Source organism: Kurthia massiliensis (assembly GCF_000285555.1).
Classification (GTDB): domain Bacteria; phylum Bacillota; class Bacilli; order Bacillales_A; family Planococcaceae; genus Kurthia; species Kurthia massiliensis.
Genome location: NZ_HE610998.1, coordinates 124657 through 142556, shown reverse-complemented (window position 1 = coordinate 142556; position 17900 = coordinate 124657). Strand labels below are relative to the sequence as shown.

The 17900-nt window shown below is 40.8% G+C and carries 15 protein-coding genes; 12 read left to right on the top strand and 3 right to left on the bottom strand.

Annotated elements, in window-relative coordinates; genetic code table 11:
• Positions 1–41 precede the first annotated feature (41 nt).
• Together KMHG_RS08305 and KMHG_RS08300 are read left to right on the top strand one after the other, a co-directional pair.
• Complete coding sequence (locus KMHG_RS08305; protein ID WP_010288626.1) at positions 42–1607, top strand: methyl-accepting chemotaxis protein; 1566 nt, start codon at positions 42–44, stop codon at positions 1605–1607.
• 227 nt (positions 1608–1834) lie between these two features.
• Positions 1835–2920, top strand: coding sequence for an iron-containing alcohol dehydrogenase family protein (locus KMHG_RS08300; RefSeq protein WP_010288622.1), 1086 nt, complete (start codon positions 1835–1837; stop codon positions 2918–2920).
• Between the two features lie 129 nt (positions 2921–3049).
• Here KMHG_RS08300 and KMHG_RS08295 read toward each other — a convergent pair whose 3' ends face one another.
• Positions 3050–3982, bottom strand: a complete 933-nt coding sequence (locus tag KMHG_RS08295; protein WP_010288618.1) for a LysR family transcriptional regulator — start codon at positions 3980–3982, stop codon at positions 3050–3052.
• Between the two features lie 178 nt (positions 3983–4160).
• On the opposite strand from KMHG_RS08295, the gene KMHG_RS08290 reads away from it, so the two are divergent.
• From KMHG_RS08290 to KMHG_RS08275, 4 genes are all read left to right on the top strand, one after another.
• Positions 4161–4427, top strand: a complete 267-nt coding sequence (locus tag KMHG_RS08290; protein WP_010288617.1) for a YhdT family protein — start codon at positions 4161–4163, stop codon at positions 4425–4427.
• Positions 4427–5884, top strand: a complete 1458-nt coding sequence (gene panF / locus KMHG_RS08285) for a sodium/pantothenate symporter (RefSeq protein ID WP_010288615.1) — start codon at positions 4427–4429, stop codon at positions 5882–5884. Before KMHG_RS08290 ends, panF begins: the two co-directional genes overlap by 1 nt.
• A 133-nt stretch (positions 5885–6017) precedes the next feature.
• A complete protein-coding gene (locus tag KMHG_RS08280; protein WP_010288614.1) occupies positions 6018–7322 on the top strand; it encodes an SH3 domain-containing protein in 1305 nt (434 codons plus the stop codon).
• On the top strand, positions 7323–8222 hold the full coding sequence (locus KMHG_RS08275; protein WP_010288611.1) for a hypothetical protein: 900 nt from the start codon (positions 7323–7325) through the stop codon (positions 8220–8222). It begins immediately after the preceding gene.
• Positions 8223–8257: 35 nt separating this feature from the next.
• Here the strand turns inward: KMHG_RS08275 and KMHG_RS08270 are convergent, their stop codons facing one another.
• Positions 8258–9424 carry an amidohydrolase gene (locus tag KMHG_RS08270; protein WP_010288606.1) on the bottom strand — a complete coding sequence of 389 codons (1167 nt, stop codon included), beginning with the start codon at positions 9422–9424 and terminating at the stop codon, positions 8258–8260.
• Between the two features lie 125 nt (positions 9425–9549).
• On the opposite strand from KMHG_RS08270, the gene KMHG_RS17545 reads away from it, so the two are divergent.
• Together KMHG_RS17545 and KMHG_RS08260 are read left to right on the top strand one after the other, a co-directional pair.
• Positions 9550–10032, top strand: coding sequence for a GNAT family N-acetyltransferase (locus KMHG_RS17545; RefSeq protein ID WP_010288605.1), 483 nt, complete (start codon positions 9550–9552; stop codon positions 10030–10032).
• A 20-nt stretch (positions 10033–10052) separates the two neighbouring features.
• A complete protein-coding gene (locus tag KMHG_RS08260) occupies positions 10053–10883 on the top strand; it encodes a protein-ADP-ribose hydrolase (RefSeq protein ID WP_010288604.1) in 831 nt (276 codons plus the stop codon).
• A 42-nt stretch (positions 10884–10925) separates the two neighbouring features.
• On the opposite strand, the gene KMHG_RS08255 is transcribed toward KMHG_RS08260, so the two are convergent.
• Positions 10926–11657 (bottom strand): hypothetical protein, encoded by a 732-nt coding sequence (locus tag KMHG_RS08255; protein WP_010288602.1) that lies wholly within the window; start codon positions 11655–11657, stop codon positions 10926–10928.
• Positions 11658–11839: 182 nt separating this feature from the next.
• Here KMHG_RS08255 and KMHG_RS08250 point away from each other — a divergent pair, with 182 nt between their 5' ends.
• The 4 genes from KMHG_RS08250 (at position 11840) to ahpF (ending at position 17807) form a co-directional block, all read left to right on the top strand.
• A complete protein-coding gene (locus KMHG_RS08250; RefSeq protein ID WP_010288600.1) occupies positions 11840–12241 on the top strand; it encodes a (deoxy)nucleoside triphosphate pyrophosphohydrolase in 402 nt (133 codons plus the stop codon).
• A gap of 1 nt (position 12242) precedes the next feature.
• Positions 12243–15101 carry a DEAD/DEAH box helicase gene (locus tag KMHG_RS08245; protein ID WP_010288599.1) on the top strand — a complete coding sequence of 953 codons (2859 nt, stop codon included), beginning with the start codon at positions 12243–12245 and terminating at the stop codon, positions 15099–15101.
• Between the two features lie 365 nt (positions 15102–15466).
• Entirely contained in the window at positions 15467–16030 is a 564-nt protein-coding gene (gene ahpC / locus KMHG_RS08240) for an alkyl hydroperoxide reductase subunit C (RefSeq protein WP_010288598.1), read from the top strand.
• Between the two features lie 217 nt (positions 16031–16247).
• The gene (gene ahpF, locus KMHG_RS08235) at positions 16248–17807 is read left to right on the top strand and encodes an alkyl hydroperoxide reductase subunit F (RefSeq protein WP_010288596.1); all 1560 of its coding nucleotides are present in this window, start codon (positions 16248–16250) and stop codon (positions 17805–17807) included.
• Positions 17808–17900 lie beyond the last annotated feature (93 nt).

Here is a 17900-nt window from a genome sequence, read left to right as displayed (position 1 = left end):
AAAAAATAGAATAATAAGAAAAAAGAAACAAGGAGTTTGTAATGGAGGAACAAGAAAAAAAGCTAGTTTCCAAAAATGGGGTCGTTGGTCTACTATCTATCGTCTTGATGGGGTTGACGTTCGTCGTTTATTTTATCAATGTGTTTTTCGGTCATATGATGGGGCACGGTATGCATCATGGAATAAGCATGAACCACACTTTTTCCATCTTAAACTGGTCTAGCCTAGCGGATGTATATGCGAATCTTATTTTTATGACAGCCATCATATTAGAAGCGATTTTTATCACCATTTATATGAAAAATCATGCGAGTAAAGTACTCGTTAAGCTTGCGCCGATTGTGTATGGTTTTATGATTTGCGCGATGATTGCAGCAGGACAAGGCGACTTAGCATACCACTTCGCGATCTTTGTTGGTATTGCCATTATTACTTTTTACAATGAATACCGTAGTATTTTAGTATTAGCAGGTATTTTTGCGGTGCAACATATTGTCGGTTACATAAACGAAGATTTATCGATGGTCGTATATGGTGGTTCCATTTCGATTGGCATGCTCCTTTTACACATCATTTTCGTTGTATTAATGACGACTTCTTCTGCCGTTCAAATTGTAGCGAATCGTCGTTTACAAGACAATTTAACGAAAGAAAAAGAAGAACATGAAGTGCTGTTAAATCAGGCGTTCGAACAATTAATCGATAAATCATCCGTATTATCATCTGCGTCCGTCGACTTGCGTCAAACAGTAGGCAGTACGAAAGCAAAAACATCTGATGTTCAACAAGAAATGAATAAGCTCGTACAAGTGACGAATACACAGCAAGAAGACATTACGTATGCAATTCAAACGACAAATGAAATGAATAATGAAATCAAATCTGCTGTGTCGATGGCGACAGAAATGCAGCAATTATCATCTGATACGAATGACAAAGCATTTGAAGGTCAAAAAATGATCAATGCGACGAATGCGCAAATGACGAAAATTGAACAGTCGGTGCAAGACATTACGAACAGTTCGCAACAACTTGGTCAGTTAGCTGCACAAGTAGAAGGCATTATCGGCGTCATTAATAGTATTGCGACACAAACGAATTTATTGGCGTTAAATGCGTCGATTGAAGCAGCGCGTGCCGGTGAAGCCGGAAAAGGTTTTGCAGTTGTTGCTGATGAAGTGCGGAAATTAGCTGAGCAAACGTCACAGTCTAGTCAACAAGTAAATGATTTAATTACTCAAATTACGACGGCGACGACGCAAAACATTGCACAAGCTAAAGTAGGACTAGAAGAAGTGCAAAAAGGAACAAACATTTCAAAACGTGCAGGTGAATCATTCGAAGTAATCCGTCAATCAGCAAATAGTAGTCAACAAGAAGCAATGCGTATTACAGACGTGATGGATACGCTAAACATTAAGGCGAAAGATGTTTGGGCGACGTTTGAGCAAGTGAAACATGTTATGTCAGATTTAGAAACGAGCGTTCAAAGAGTAAACGGATTAAATAATGAGCAAAATATCGTCATTGATCACGCGAAACAATTGAGCGAAAGTTTAAATCACATTTCGACTGAAATGGAAGAAATGACGAAAAAATTAAAGTAATAACGATGAGGCTGGGACATAAGTGTAAAAACACTATCTCAAATGAGCATAAAAAAACCCGGAATCGCGCTCTGGCGCGGTTCCGGGTTTTTGTTGCGAACTTTAAAAAAGCAAATGTTTTGTCCCAGCCTTATTTTTTATATAAAAAAGTCTGAAAATTCGAAAATAAATATACAAATTTACGTCTTAAAGCGTTATACTAATATAACAGAAAGAGGGGGTTTAGTATGAAAACAATTCATGTCCATGCAGCACCGAGTGAATATATTTTAGAGGAAGGTGCATTGCAATCATTAGAACATCATTTAATGGTCCGTGGCATCGCCCGCGCACTCATTGTCACAGGTGAAAAATCGTGGGCCGCCGCAGCCCCGTTTTGGCCGACTATGAATTGCGTGAGAACGACAGTTTATACATATCACGGGGAATGTTCGCTGCAAGAAATTGAGACGGTGTCATCTATCATGTCACAATATGATGCGATTATCGGTGTCGGTGGCGGGAAAGTGATTGATTTGGCAAAGGCAGTTGCCAATGAAGTACATAAACAAGTGATTATTATTCCAACGCTAGCATCTAACTGTGCACCGTGGACACCACTGAGCGTATTGTATGATGAAACAGGGGCATTTATTCGTTATGACGTGTATCCAGTGGCGTCTAGTTTATTGCTCGTTGAACCGGCACTTTTACTAACCGCGCCGCGCGATTTATTCGTCGCAGGCATCGGTGATACGCTTGCAAAATGGTATGAAGCGGATGTACAACTTGGAAAAATAGCGCATAAAACTGTGCCGATGATGATTTCGTATGAAGCAGCACGTCAATGTAAGCAAATTTTATTAGCAGAATCAGCACGTGCACTTGAGGCAGTCGATAGCGGCACGTTGAATGATAGCTTTATTAAAGTCGTTGAAACGATGTTGATGTATGCGGGTATGGTTGGCGGTTACGGCGATCATTTCGGTCGCACAGCGGGTGCCCATTCAATTCATAACGGTTTAACAGCGCTTGAAGCGTCGCATCATTTATTACACGGTGTAAAAGTAGCATACGGCATTTGCGTGCAACTAATGCTCGAAAATCGACCAGATGAAGTGAAGCGTTTGGCGCCATTTTATGAGGCGCTCGGATTGCCACAATCACTACAAGCAATGCAGTTAACAGTCAATGATAAAGCGTGCTATGCGGTAGCTGAAAAAGCGACCATTCCTACTGAATCCATTCATTTAATGCCAATTGGTGAGGTGACGGCACAACGCGTTTTCGAAGCGATGCAACAGCTTGAAAAGATGTGCGCACCCACAGCTTAATGAATAGTTAAGAAATGCTTAATTAAACTTTAATTTAAGTAAATATAAAATTAAAGTAGCTGAATATTGTTTGAAACAGCAAATAAAAAATACTCAGTGGAACGTAAATGTTTCCGACTGAGTATTTTTTTAAGGCTCAATTGTGGCGATTTCTTTCGTATAATCTTGGAATTCTTTTTTTAATTTATACGCAAATTCTTTCATTAATTGTGTTTCATGACGACTCGCTTTTGTGACGATGCCAAAAGTATGCTCGACAGGAATCGTCGTTAAGAAATCGATTTTTGCAAAATTCATGTTTTGCATAAAGCTTTTTGAATGCGTAAAAGTTAAATCTAGTCCAACCGTATATGCTTGGTTTTCTTCCACATATTGTTGAACGATATGCGGGTTGTTAACGGAAATGACGATATCATTTCGTCCGAAAGCATATTTAATTTCGTTCATCGTCGCGATGACCATTTTATCATCGAAAATGATGACCGGTTGTTTTTTCAGTTCCGCAGTAACGGCTTGACCATTTTGAATGACGGGTGACTCGTGATGTGCGACGATTAACATGTTGCAACTCGTAATTTTCGTAAACGTCAATTCTGGATTGCGTTGGATATCTTCTTCATTATAAACGGCAAGCGCTACATCGACTTTTTCGCTATTTAATTCTTCGAGCATCGTTTGCGAATTTTGTTCGCGAATTTGAATATTGATTTCTGGATAAATCGATTTCATTTGTTGGACGATCGTAAATAATTTGAAAAATGGACCTGGAATCGAGGCGACTTTTAACGTACCTGTTAAACGATTTTGCATCACTTGCGCAACTTCTATTAAATCGTCTAACGTATCGAGTACTTTTTTGGCGTGACCAACGATAACTTTTCCTTCCTTTGTAATGCTTGAGCCTGTACGATTACGGGTAAAGAGCGTCAAACCAAGTTCTTTCTCTAAACGGTTAAGGCCTTGGCTTAGCGCCGATAGTGTGACATGTAGTTCTTCTGATGCGTCTTTTAACGTGCCATACTTTGCAATGGCGACAATATACTTCAGTTGTTCAATCGTCAAAACGATTCACCCCTTGAATGTTAGTTTAGTTTACATTAACTAAAGTTTATTATAATGAAATTTACTTAAACTATAAAGTCCAATAAACTTATACTATGAAATTTGCTCATGAATAAGCAATGAAAACATAAATAGGGATGATTATTCGTGCGTTTACTATAAGAAAGAGGTGTTTTTCATGAAAGATAAGCGTTATCGCATTGCCAATCGTGAAGCATGGATCGGTGTAGGGCTGGTCATTTTAAACTTTACACTTTGGTATGGCTTCGCTTATGGTATGGGTGGCGGGGACCCACAAGACTATACATATATATTAGGTTTTCCGGCATGGTTCTTTTATAGCTGTATCGTGACGACCATTACAATGCTCGTCCTGCTCGGTATCTTACTAAAAGTAGTGTTTAAAGAAGTACCGTTAGATGATGAAGAGGAGGATGAAAAATAATGCATTGGTCTGTTATTATTCCACTTGCCGTTTTCGTCGTCATCATTTTCGGCATCGGTTTTTGGTCAAATAAATTCGTGCGTTCATCAGATTCATTTTTATCTGAATATTTCCTCGGTGGACGTGAAATGGGCGGCTTCCTACTGGCGATGACAATGATGGCTACATACGGTAGTGCATCGAGTTTCATCTCAGGGCCCGGGGTGGCGTATAACACAGGATTAGGTTGGGTATTACTTGCCCTTGCGCAACTACCTGCAGGCTATTTTGTGTTAATGGTGCTTGGGAAAAAATTTGCGATTGTGACACGTAAATTTAAAGCGATTACGTTAATCGACTTTTTACGTGCACGCTACAAAAGCAATACGGTCGTGATCGTATCAGCGATTAGTATTATTATTTTCTTATTTGCTTCAATGGTGGCGCAATGGATTGGCGGCGCGCGACTCATTGAATCACTAACAGGAATGCAATATACGACAGCGCTATTCGTCTTTGCGGTCGTCGTATTAATTTACGTTGTGATCGGTGGCTTCCGTGCCGTTGCCTTAACAGATGCACTGCAAGGGTCGATTATGGTCATCGGTACAGTTATTTTATTAATTGGTACAGTCATTGCAGGTGGCGGTATTACAAACATTATGAAAGACCTTGTGGACATTAACCCGAATCTTGTATCGCCATTTGGGGATCAACGTCAATATACGTCAGCGTACGTATCATCATTTTGGATTTTAGTCGGTATCGGTGTTGTCGGTTTACCGCAAATCGCCGTTCGTGCGATGAGTTATAAATCTTCTCGCGGCATGCACCGTGCGATTATGATTGGCACAATCGGAATTGCGACAATTATGTTCGGTATGCATTTAATCGGTGCATTCGGTCGTGCGGTTATTCCGGGAATTGAAATTGGCGATAAAGTAATGCCAACGTTAACCGTGGAAGTATTACCACCTGTATTAGCGGGGATTGTCCTTGCTGCTCCGATGGCGGCTATTATGTCGACTGTTAACGCATTACTCATGATGGTAAGTTCAACGATTGTGAAAGATATTTACTTACATTACATTAAGCCAGATGCAAGTGAAGCGAATATTAAAAAAGCGAGTTTTAGCGTGACGACAATCGTCGGTGTACTCGTTGTGCTAATGTCATTTAATCCACCTGATTTAATCGTTTGGTTAAATCTATTCGCATTCGGTGGTTTAGAAGCCGTCTTCGTATGGCCGATCGTTTTCGGACTATATTGGAAAAAAGCAAACAAATATGGCGCTATTTCAGCAATGATTATCGGCCTCGTATCATATATTACGATTGACCGCGTGGCGAATCATATCGGTACGAATATTTTAGGTGTGCATACTGTGACATTCCCAATTTTATTATCATGTGTTGTGTTTGTCATTGTGAGCTTATTGACACATAAAAAAATTAAAGAATTACCAACTTATATTTAATGAAGAAGCGTTGCTCATTGGAGTGACGCTTTTTTGTGTAAGACATAAACAATCAACGGAAAAGCCTATTTTTTCTTTGTGGAATGTGTGAGAAAATAAGTTTACGAATAAATGATATGAGGAGGAGTTGCCGATGGGAAATTTTGCATTCTTTACAGGGGCATGGGCACCTTATGGAGAAATTGCTGAAGCTGCAGAAAAGATGGTCTACACCGATCCGAATGCTTCGATGACGAAAATGCGTGCATTCGGGGAAATGATGGCGGCAGAATTGTGGGTGCGCAATAAGTTTCCAGCCGTTGAGCAAATTACGCAATATGATCGAATTAAACAATTAGAAGGCAATGATATGATTGACCGTCAAATCGCCTTTTATTTTCATGAACTGCGTGTTAAAGGAAATAAAGCGGCGCACAATGCGATGTACGGTACATCAGATGAAGCGATTGCGCTATTGAGCGTTGCATATCAATTGTCGATGTGGTTTATGCGTATTGAATTAGACAACCCGACATTCCATGCGCCGCCTTTTAAAAAGCCGTTAGAAACGCCGCCCCCTCGTACAGAAACACCTTTTGTAACACCGAAAGAACCACCAAAACGACGTGTGGCAAAACGAGAACCAGCGCTAAAAAAGAAGCCGGTCGTGCAACAAAAGCCCGTTCAAGTAGACACGCCAAAACAAGTGGAAAAAGAACGTACAACGCCACCACCGCAACAAGCGACACGTATCGTTCGCAAACGTGTCGAACAACAACCTACCTCATCACAACCGAAAGCTACGCCGAAACAAGATGTAAAATGGATGCCTATAAAATGGTTAGCGGTATTAATGTTTGTCGTCGGTGGCATGACCGCAGCCGCCCTTGGCAATGATCGTGCGCTCGGTGATCAACTGTTGAATGAACAACCAGTAGAACAAAAAGCCCCACCGAAGAAAAAAACAATCGAGCTCATTCGAGGTGACGAAACGTTTGAAACAGATGCGTTACGTTTACTACGTGGTGATGGGAAAAGTAAAGAAAAAATTGATACATATGCAGATGCGGGACTTACTGAAAAAGCAGGAAAAATTTTAGTGAAAGACTCCTATGCGATTTATGAAGTGAAAGGCGAGGCATATGCGCTGAACAATGGACAGTTCGTGTCGAAGGAAGCGATTGCGCAAACGAAGATGGAAGATCTCGCTGTGTATCAAGCAACGTTTAATCCGGAAGCATCATACGGTACGATTACCGTTATTTTAGATGAGCTGTTAAATGTGCGAAGCGGCCCATCAACGAATGATGAAATCGTCGGGGTGACGTATCGCGGCATGACATACAGCGTATACGGTCAATCAGGATCATGGTATCGAATTGATCAAAATGTATGGATTTCCGCGAACCCACAATACGTCACGTTTGAAAAAACGCCGGTACAAGGAAGTGAAACATAAATGACAACGACAACGATGACACAATCGACAAATATGCGACATTATAGTTTACTCGGTGGCATGATGCTCTGTTACATCGCACTCGCGCTCGTCGCTTTTTTCAATCATGAAGCAACGACTGCAGGAATCATTTTACTCGTCATTGGCGCGATACTTTGTATGAGTTGGACCGTCTGGCAACGTGTGAACCCGTTAGAAATGACCGATGATTGTTTGCGTAACATACGTCTCGCACAAGCGGTCGTCATGTTAGTGAGCGCTGCAATGTTTGCGCTGTTTAGCTTTTCACATATGCGTACGTTTACATCCCTTTCGGTGTTTATGATGCTGACGACGTTATATAGCATGTTGCAACTACATACATTTCGTGCGAGAACACGCGCGAGCGTACAATTAGAATGGCTCGTCGTTGTAAGTGTGAGTGCCTTCATGGTCGGTTTCGCTGTTGTGCGTCATATTCATTATTGGAGTTTGAAAACGCTCGGCTTTACCGTATTAATGATGATCGTCATCGTGATGATTTTCGTGCTCCAACAAATTTTAAACATTCGCTTATCTGGGAAAGTATATCCATTTGCGACGACATTACTCGCAGCTTTCTTTATGATGTGTCACGTGGCGATGACGATTTGTTTAGCACTGACATATTTTAGTGATATTGATTTACTATGGCTCGTGACGAGTTTGTTTATTCTGTCGCTTATCGGGCTCATCTCACTTGCAACGTGGCAAGTAACATTGCCGTATGCAGGACGTGCGTATTTAGAATTACTATATGCCGTCGCATTGTTTATGCTCGGTTTTAATATACTGATGATTTATGCACATTTTTCGATTTGGACAGTCACATGTACGATCATGAGCGTCGTGTATGCGCGCTTTTTATTAGATGAATGGTAATGAAAAAGGCGAGTCGCTTTGCGGCTCGCCTTTTGTTATGGCAATAAATAATGTTTCGTTAGTTTTAAAAACATTTCGCCCATATAAAGAATGGCACGTTCATCAAAGTCGAAGCGCGGATGATGATGCGGGAATTGTGTTGTAGGGTCATCGGTGCGACTGCCAACGAAAAAGTAAGCACCCGGTCGTTCTTCTAAAAAGTAAGCAAAGTCGTCAGCGCCAAGTGAAATATCTTTAACGATAAAATCATGTTCATCGACGAGCGATTGCACGACCGCCGCTTCTTTTGCGTGATTGACGAGTACTGGATAGCCGTTATCATAATCGAGCGTATAGTCGATATGGTCACTCACTTTTAAACTGTCTAAAATGGCACGGAATTCGTGCTCAATTTGTTCGCGGACCGTACTGCTCATCGTGCGCACCGTTCCTTCAATGTACGCGGTATCGGCGATAATATTAAACGCATTCCCCGCATGGAAACTACCGACTGTGACGACAGCGGGGTCAATCGGATTGACGCGTCTACTAACAATTTGCTGAATGTGCGTCACAAATTGACTGCCAATCGTAATGCAGTCGACCGTTTGATGAGGACGGCCGCCATGACCACCACGTCCTTGTAATTCAACGATGAATTTGTCGACAGAAGCCATCGTCGCACCCGCGCGCGTCGCAATTTTCCCGAGTGGAATGTCGGAGGCGACATGTGCACCGAATACGTAATCGACGCCATCGAGTGCGCCATCTGCGACCATCGTTTGCGCGCCCCCTGGTGGTTTTTCTTCGCCATGTTGAAAAATCAACACGATATTGCCGTGTAAGACGTCGCGTGCTTGCTGTAAAATTTTCGCAATCGCTAATAAATTCGCGGTATGTCCATCATGCCCACATGCGTGCATCACACCATCTATTTGTGATTTGTAGCTTGCATCTTTCGCGTCTCGAATCGGCAATGCATCAAAATCGGCTCGGAAGGCGAGGGTGACACCTGGATGTTTGCCATAAATTTTGGCGACGATGCCATTTCCTCCAACGTTCGTACGAATATGCTCAATCCCAAATTCATGTAACTTATCGATAATAAACTGTGCGGTTTTCGTTTCTTGGAATGATAGCTCTGGATGTTGATGTAGATGACGTCGCCAACGAACAGTTTCATCATAGCCGGATGAAAATAAATCAAAAAACGGTGTCTGCATGCTCATCGCCTCCTTTTTCACATATATTACCCATATTCGAAAATAATCAGCCTCGTTTTTAGTAATATTAAAAATAATTGAAAACGGGTAAAGTACTGTACAAATTTTGATGAGGGGGCGTTTTCATGCAATTACGTGCTTTTACGATGGATGACTTAGATGCAGTGACTAAATGGTTTGAAGATGAGACATTTCGCGAAGAAAATCGTTGGATGGAACAGGTGGATTTTAAGGAAATCAAACAATGGCTTGAGACGTTTGTTGAGCAAAAACAGCCTGACTTCGAACGGTTTGGCATTGAACAAGATGAACAACTGATCGGTTATGCAGATATGAAAATAACACGCCAACAAAAAGCACAGCTCGGTGTTGCGATTGGCGACAGTTCATTATGGGGCCACGGATTAGGTGGAGAAGCGATTTCGTTATTGGAGGAACATGCGCAGACGCACCATCACATAAATACTTTCACTGCGCAAATTCCTGAAACACATCAACGTGCGCGTCGCATGGTCGAACGCCTCGGCTATCGAGAGATGAAAGAAGTTGGCTATGAAGATTATTTAGGGGAAGAAACGCGTATGATGGAATACGAAAAGCAAGCATAACATCCTGAGGGGGTGGCTGTATGGAGCTAGCGCAATACGCAACACACATTTTATTGCATGAGCCATTTGAGCCGATGCATGCGGATTTTTCTTATGAAGAAGTCGTCGAACATTTATTTGATTTATTACGGACAGAGCCGAATGTGCCGCATGTTGCAGAAACGAAAACAATCGAACAAAAAAGACGTGCCATTCGCGCCTATTTAAACGTCCGGTTTCCCGGGGATCTTTATCCGCGGTTGTTATTATTGTCGGATACGTTATTACAATTAGAACGCGCGCAAAAAAACATCGTGCCTGAAACGGCATTACCGGATTTCGGCGTCGTTGAAGCAGATATTACGACATTAGCAGTCGATGCGATTGTGAATGCGGCGAATGATCAACTGCGTGGTTGCTTTCAACCGATGCACGATTGTTTAGACAATATTATTCACTCAACGGCAGGCCCGCAACTTCGGGCAGACTGCGATATGATTATGAAACTACAAGGGCATCAAGAATTAGTTGGTCATGCGAAAATTACACGTGGCTACAATTTACCGTCGCGCTACGTCATTCATACAGTAGGGCCGAATGTCGCGGGTGCACCATTGACACCGATTTTAGAAGTACAACTAGCCAATTGCTATCGTGCGATTTTAGACATCGCCAGTGAAGTGAGCGATATCCGGTCAATTGCTTTTTGCAGTATTTCAACCGGCGTGTTTGCTTTTCCGAAAGTCCGTGCCGCAGAAATTGCGATTACGACGGTAAAAGATTGGTTAGCACAGCGCGCACATCGTTTTGAAAAAATTGTGTTTACGACATTTTCATCAGAAGATACAGCCATTTATGAACGGCTATTATAAGCGCGGAAAAAGCGGAGCGACTAGCGAGGTCACTCCGCTTTTTTACGTTGCCCAAACATAGTAGCCATCTGGTACGATGCTGCCATCGCGAATTTCGACGAACCATGTGTCTGCTGCTTCGAGTGCAGCGACGTCCGCTTCTGTTTTGACGAGCACAGGCTTTACAGCGAGTAATGTTTGTGCCATTAACACTTCGTACGTAACGACCATTTCTGCTGGACTCGATACGATGAAATGTTTACGGGGAGACATTAAATATGGGCAATCGATTTTCCATGCACGTCCGCCGAGTGATTGAATCGCGCAGCCGCGTGTTTTCAATAAATGAACAGCTTGCTGGGCAAATTGTTGTAAGCGATGCTCTGCAATAACAACGCTCGGTGCGGCGTATAAATTGTAGTTCGGCAAATACCATTCTTCGTGCGATAAAATGATACCCATTTGTTCGTAATGATCTTGGATGGAGAGTACTTCTTGTTTTGGCATACATGTGAGACGTTGAATTTCTTCAAACTGTTTATAGTAATAGGCAAGTTCGACGAGTGAACGACTAAAGTGCAAGCGATGCCAACAAAGCAATGACACTTCACTTGAAAGCCCTGGAATATCGCCAAATGTCGGCATGACGATGCCTTCGAAGTAAGGTTCACTTTTTGCGAGTCCTTTCATCACTTGGTCAAGTGCGAGCCCTTCTGTTTCTGCGTAAGCGAGCCGCGAGACATTTTGCAACTGTGTACGCTGCGCAAACGCTTTGCCCTGAACGAGAAATAGCATGATCGCCACCACCTTTATTGATAGTATTTACGTAATCATACAATTTAAAACATATCACGTTTAAATATGTATTTTAAAAGAAAATATTGGGAATGAAATTCATCGATTCGGTCTACACGTTATAATAGAATAAAAGCTGGATTGAACATGCTACCAGTTTATGAACAAAAGGGGGAAATGTTATGAAAAAAACAGTACACGTCGTTGGTGCTGTCATTGAAAATGAACAACAACAAATTTTATGTGCGCAACGTAGCGCGACAATGTCATTAGCAAATTTATGGGAATTTCCAGGTGGGAAAATTGAACAGCAAGAAACGCCACAACAAGCGTTAAAACGTGAAATTATGGAAGAACTATCATGTACGATTGATGTATTCAATCAAGTAGCAGATGTGACACATGAGTATGAAAATGTCATCGTACGTTTAGAAACGTATATGGCTAAAGTCGTTGCAGATGAACCTATTGCGTCAGAGCATGCACAGATTCGATGGTTACGACGTGAAGAAATGCCTGCATTACAATGGGCGGAAGCGGATATTCCAACGCTGCACAAATTAATTCAAAAAGAAGGTGACTAGTTTGTCGAAAGAACAGGAGCTATCAAATGCATTGCATACCGGGTTTATCAATCATCAATACATTTCACCACATGAATTACAACCGAAGTTAATTAGTAATGACCAACAGCAACAAGTACTACCGACGATTTTACAAGAACTACGTCATTGTCACCATTTTAAAATTTCCGTCGCTTTTATTACAACAGGCGGCTTAACGATGTTAAAAGCAGTATTAGCAGATTTACATACAAAAGGCATTAGCGGTCAATTATTAACATCAACTTATTTAAGTTTTAATCACCCACGCGTATTCGAACAATTATTGAAAGTACCGAATTTAGACGTGCGTGTAACGAATGAAGCAGGTTTTCATGCAAAAGGTTATATTTTTGACCGTGGGAGTTATGAAACGTTAATCGTTGGCAGTTCTAATTTAACGGACGCCGCGTTAAAAACGAATTACGAATGGAACGTCAAATTAAGCTCATTAAGCAACGGTGCACTATTGCAACGTTTTAATGAACAGTTCGACCATGCGTTTCAAAAAGCGTCACCTTTAACAACTGCATGGATTGACGAGTATCAACAACATTATGCCCAAATACCGCAACAAAAAATTATACCGTTTACGCAATATCCGCCACAAGTCGCTGAACCTACGATGGCCTCAAGTTATATTACACCAAATGCCATGCAACGAAAAGCATTGACGCAAATTCAACAAGTACGTGAAAGTGGCGAAAAACGTGCGCTTGTCATTTCTGCAACGGGGACTGGTAAGACATATTTATCTGCTTTTGACGTATTGCAAATGAAGCCGAAAAAAATGCTCTTTATTGTACACCGCGAGCAAATTTTGAAAAAAGCGATGCAAGATTACCAACAAATATTAGGTGGCCCTGATGAAGATTACGGTTTATATGTCGGTCATACACGTCAGCAATCGGCGAAGTATGTATTTGCAACGATTCAGACGTTGGCAAAAGAACAACATTTAACGCAATTTGCCAAAGATGCATTCGATTACGTATTAATTGATGAAGTGCATCGTGCGGGCGCGACATCGTATCAACGTGTCATTGATTATTTTACGCCGACATTTATGTTAGGCATGACCGCAACACCAGAACGTACCGATGATTTTAATGTGTTTGAACTGTTCGATTACAATATCGCTTATGAAATTCGCTTGCAAGAAGCATTGGCAGAAGATATGCTATGTCCATTTCATTATTTTGGGGTGAGTGATTTCGAGACGATTCATGATCAGACGAGTGACGAACTATCGATTGATCAACTCGTCTTAGATGACCGTATTACACACATTTTAGAAAAAATTGATTATTACGGCCATTCAGGCAGTACAGTGAAAGGGTTAATGTTTTGCAGTAGAGCCGATGAAGCGTATGCACTATCTGACAAATTAAATGCACGTGGCTTAAGAACGGCTGCGCTTACAGGGAAAGATGATATGGCAGTGCGAGAACAAACCGTCGAGCAACTTGAACGCGGCGAACTAGATTATATCATCACAGTTGATGTCTTCAATGAAGGTATAGATATTCCGATGGTCAATCAAATTGTGATGCTCCGCCAGACACAATCGAGCATTATTTTTATCCAGCAATTAGGGCGCGGCTTACGGAAACATGCATCAAAAGAATATGTCGTTATTTTAGATTTCATCGGTAACTATAAAAATAACTATATGATTCCGATGGCGCTTTCAGGGGACAATTCGTACAACAAGGATAATCTACGACGAGACACACTAGAAACGGCATATATTCAAGGGGTTTCATCTGTTCATTTTGAAGAAATTGCCCAACAGCGCATTTTTGATGCGATTAATCAAAAAACGTTAATTACGCTAGCAACCATTAAATCACGTTATACGGCGTTAAAAAATCGTTTAAATCGCGTGCCACAGTTAATGGATTTCATTGAACATAATAGCATTGCACCGACGGTTATTTTAGAGAAGAAAGCAACGTATGATACGTTTTTAGAAGCGGTCGAAAAAAGCTATACCGCATTAACAGGCGATGCGCATCAAATTTTATTATTTGTCTCTCAAGAGCTGATGAACGGGAAACGACGTCATGAATTAATATTAATCGACTTATTACTCGCCGAACCGTGCGTGTTAAAATCACAATTTTTAGCGTTGCTACAGCAAGAAGGATTGCCAACAGACGCTCAAACGATTGCGTCAGTAGAAAATATGTTAACGTTACAATTTTTCGTCAGTCAACGTTTTGAAAAATATCGTGGTGGTGCAGTAATAGAAGTAGAAGAAGATGCGTACGTTCGTACAGTTGCTTTCGATGCGGCATTACAACAGCCACAGTTTGTAGCGCATTTACAAGACGTATTAGCATGTGCCAATCATTATGCGAAACGTTATGATGCCCCGCTTGTCATTGGAGAGAAGTATGGTCGTCGTGACTATTGTCGTTTAATGAATTGGTCTAAAGATATGACGTCGACGATTTACGGCTATAAAATTGATGAAGCAACGCACAGCTGTCCGTTATTTATTACGTATGAAAAAGATGAATCATTGGCTGCGGAAACGTTATATGAAGACGAATTGCTCGATCCGAAAACGTTGAAATGGTATACGCGTCCACGCAACACACTCACGTCATCAGATGTCCTGAAAATTTTACATGGCAATCTCCGCATTGATATATTTATTAAAAAAGAAGATGCGGAAGGAACAGATTTCTTCTATTTAGGAACCGCAACACCGATTGTAGAGAGTGCGGTTGAAGAACAACTACCTTACAAAGATGGAAAAGCTTCATTCGTTTCGTTACATTTTTCACTCGATACAGCAATTGATGAGGCTATTTATCGTTATTTAACAGAATGATGGAAAACAAGTAGGGCTCGTTTTCTCAATTACAGTCATAAAGATGTCATTTTTATCAAATGTGATTGAGAATTATATTGAAAACACATACAAAATGCTTTAAATAGAAAATAAACGAATTTTCGAGATAAATGTGAATTATTTCACAAAAAAACTTATTTTTAATATATAAGTATAACGAAAAAATGAAAGAACAGTAAATGTTGATGTATAGGTATTTGTGGACGTGCTGGAAGGAAATCTGATAAAGTAATGTAAAAAGGTTGACAGAAAAAGATTTTCGTATAATAATTTAGATATAAATAATAATCATTCTAATAAAAAAATGGTTATTATTAATAGCACGCTATTGGAGGATATTGATTATGTCATTAGTAAACAAACAAATCTTACCATTCACTGCAGAAGCATTCCAAAACGGTGAATTCAAAACTGTAACAGAAGAAACTTTAAAAGGTAAATGGGCTGTCGTAGCATTCTACCCAGCTGATTTCACTTTCGTATGCCCAACTGAACTTGAAGATTTACAAACAGAATACGAAACATTAAAATCTTTAGGCGCTGAAGTATACTCTGTATCAACTGATACTCACTTCACACATAAAGCTTGGCACGACCACTCAGAAGCTATCTCTAAAATTCAATACACTATGATCGGTGACCCAACTCACCAAATCTCTCGTAACTTCGACGTTTTAGATGAAGAAGCTGGTCTTGCACAACGCGCTACATTCTTAATCGATCCAGACGGCGTTGTACAAACTATGGAAATCAACAACGATGGTATCGGCCGTAACGCTTCTCAATTAATCGACAAAATTAAAGCAGCGACTTACGTACGTAACCACCCAGGTGAAGTTTGCCCAGCGAAATGGAAAGAAGGAGCAGAAACATTAACTCCTAGCCTAGATTTAGTAGGTAAAATCTAATTTCAAGTCGTTAGGACATTGAAAAACAAATGAAAGGAGCGCAGTTTTTGCGCTCTTTTCTGCTATTAAATAAAAAACAAGCTCTCTGTTTTCAACGATAGAGGTGTAAAATCATGCTTTCTGAGAGCAAATTGATCTATTTGTCACGTATGGAATGAACGTTTGGAATGACTATACGCTTCACAAATAAGAAAATTTGAAAGGATGATGAACAATTATGGCATTATTAGATGCAAACATTAAAGCGCAATTAAATCAATTATTAGCATTACTTGAAGGGGACTTAGTATTAAAAGTCAGCGCAAGTGATGATAAAACATCAACAGATATGTTAGAACTTGTGAACGAGTTAGCAAGCATGTCATCACGCATTACAGTAGAAGAAACAACACTAGCACGTACGCCAAGCTTCAGCATTAACAAAGCAGGCGAAGCGGATTCAGGTGTTGAGTTCGCAGGTCTTCCATTAGGCCACGAGTTCAACTCATTAGTATTAGCATTGTTACAAGTATCAGGTCGTGCGCCAAAAGTAGAAGAATCTACAATTAAACGTATCCAAGCAATCGATACACCTGTACACTTCGAAACATACGTAAGTCTTACTTGTCACAACTGCCCAGATGTTGTACAAGCGATGAACATTATGGCCGTACTAAATCCACTTGTTTCTCATACAATGGTTGAAGGTGGCGCATATCAAGACGAAGTAAAAGAAAAAGATATTTTAGCGGTGCCAGCTGTTTATAAAGACGGTGAATTTTTCGAAGGTGGCCGCATGTCACTAGAAGATATTTTAGATAAATTAGGTGCTGCACAAGATACAACAGGCTTTGACGATAAAGAAGCTTACGACGTATTAGTTGTCGGTGGTGGTCCAGCAGGTTCTGCAGCTGCCATTTACGCAGCACGTAAAGGTATCCGTACAGGTCTTGTAGCAGAACGCTTCGGTGGTCAAGTAAATGATACGTTATCAATTGAAAACATTATCGGTACGAAAGCAACAGAAGGTCCTGCCTTCGTCGCAAGCCTTGAAGGTCACGTAGCAGACTACCCAGTAGATGTCATGAAAAACCAACGTGCCGCATCCATTGCGAAAAATGATTTAGTAGAAGTAACGTTAGAAAACGGTGCAGTACTAAAATCAAAAACAGTCATTCTTTCTACAGGTGCACGCTACCGTCAATTAGGCGTACCAGGCGAAGAAAAATTCAAAAACAAAGGTGTCGCATATTGCCCACACTGTGATGGTCCTTTATTCAAAGGTAAAGATGTTGCAGTCATTGGTGGCGGTAACTCAGGTGTTGAAGCAGCAATCGATTTAGCAGGTATCGTGAATCACGTCACTGTCATTCAACGTAGCGCTGAATTAAAAGCAGACTCAGTACTACAAGCGCGTTTACGTAGCTTACCGAACGTAACGATTATCACAAATGCATTAACACAAGAAATTACAGGTGAAAACACTGTAAATGGTATTGTTTACAAAGATGCAGTGACAGAAGAGCTACACACAGTCGCATTAGATGGCGTATTCATTCAAATCGGTTTATTACCAAACACAGAATTTTTACAAGGTACAATTGAAATGAATGACCGTAATGAAATCATCGTTGATGGTCACGGTGCAACAAATATGCCAGGCGTATTTGCAGCAGGTGACTGCACGAACGCAGCTTACAAACAAATTGTTATTTCAATGGGTTCTGGTGCTACAGCAGCACTTGGCGCATTTGATTATATGATTCGTGCAGACGTTAAAGAATTAGTCGAAGCATAACAGTCATCATAAAAAGAGGCTGGGACATAAGTATAAAAACGCCATTTCAAATGAGCATAAAAAAACCGGAATCGCGCTGTGGCGCGGTTCCGG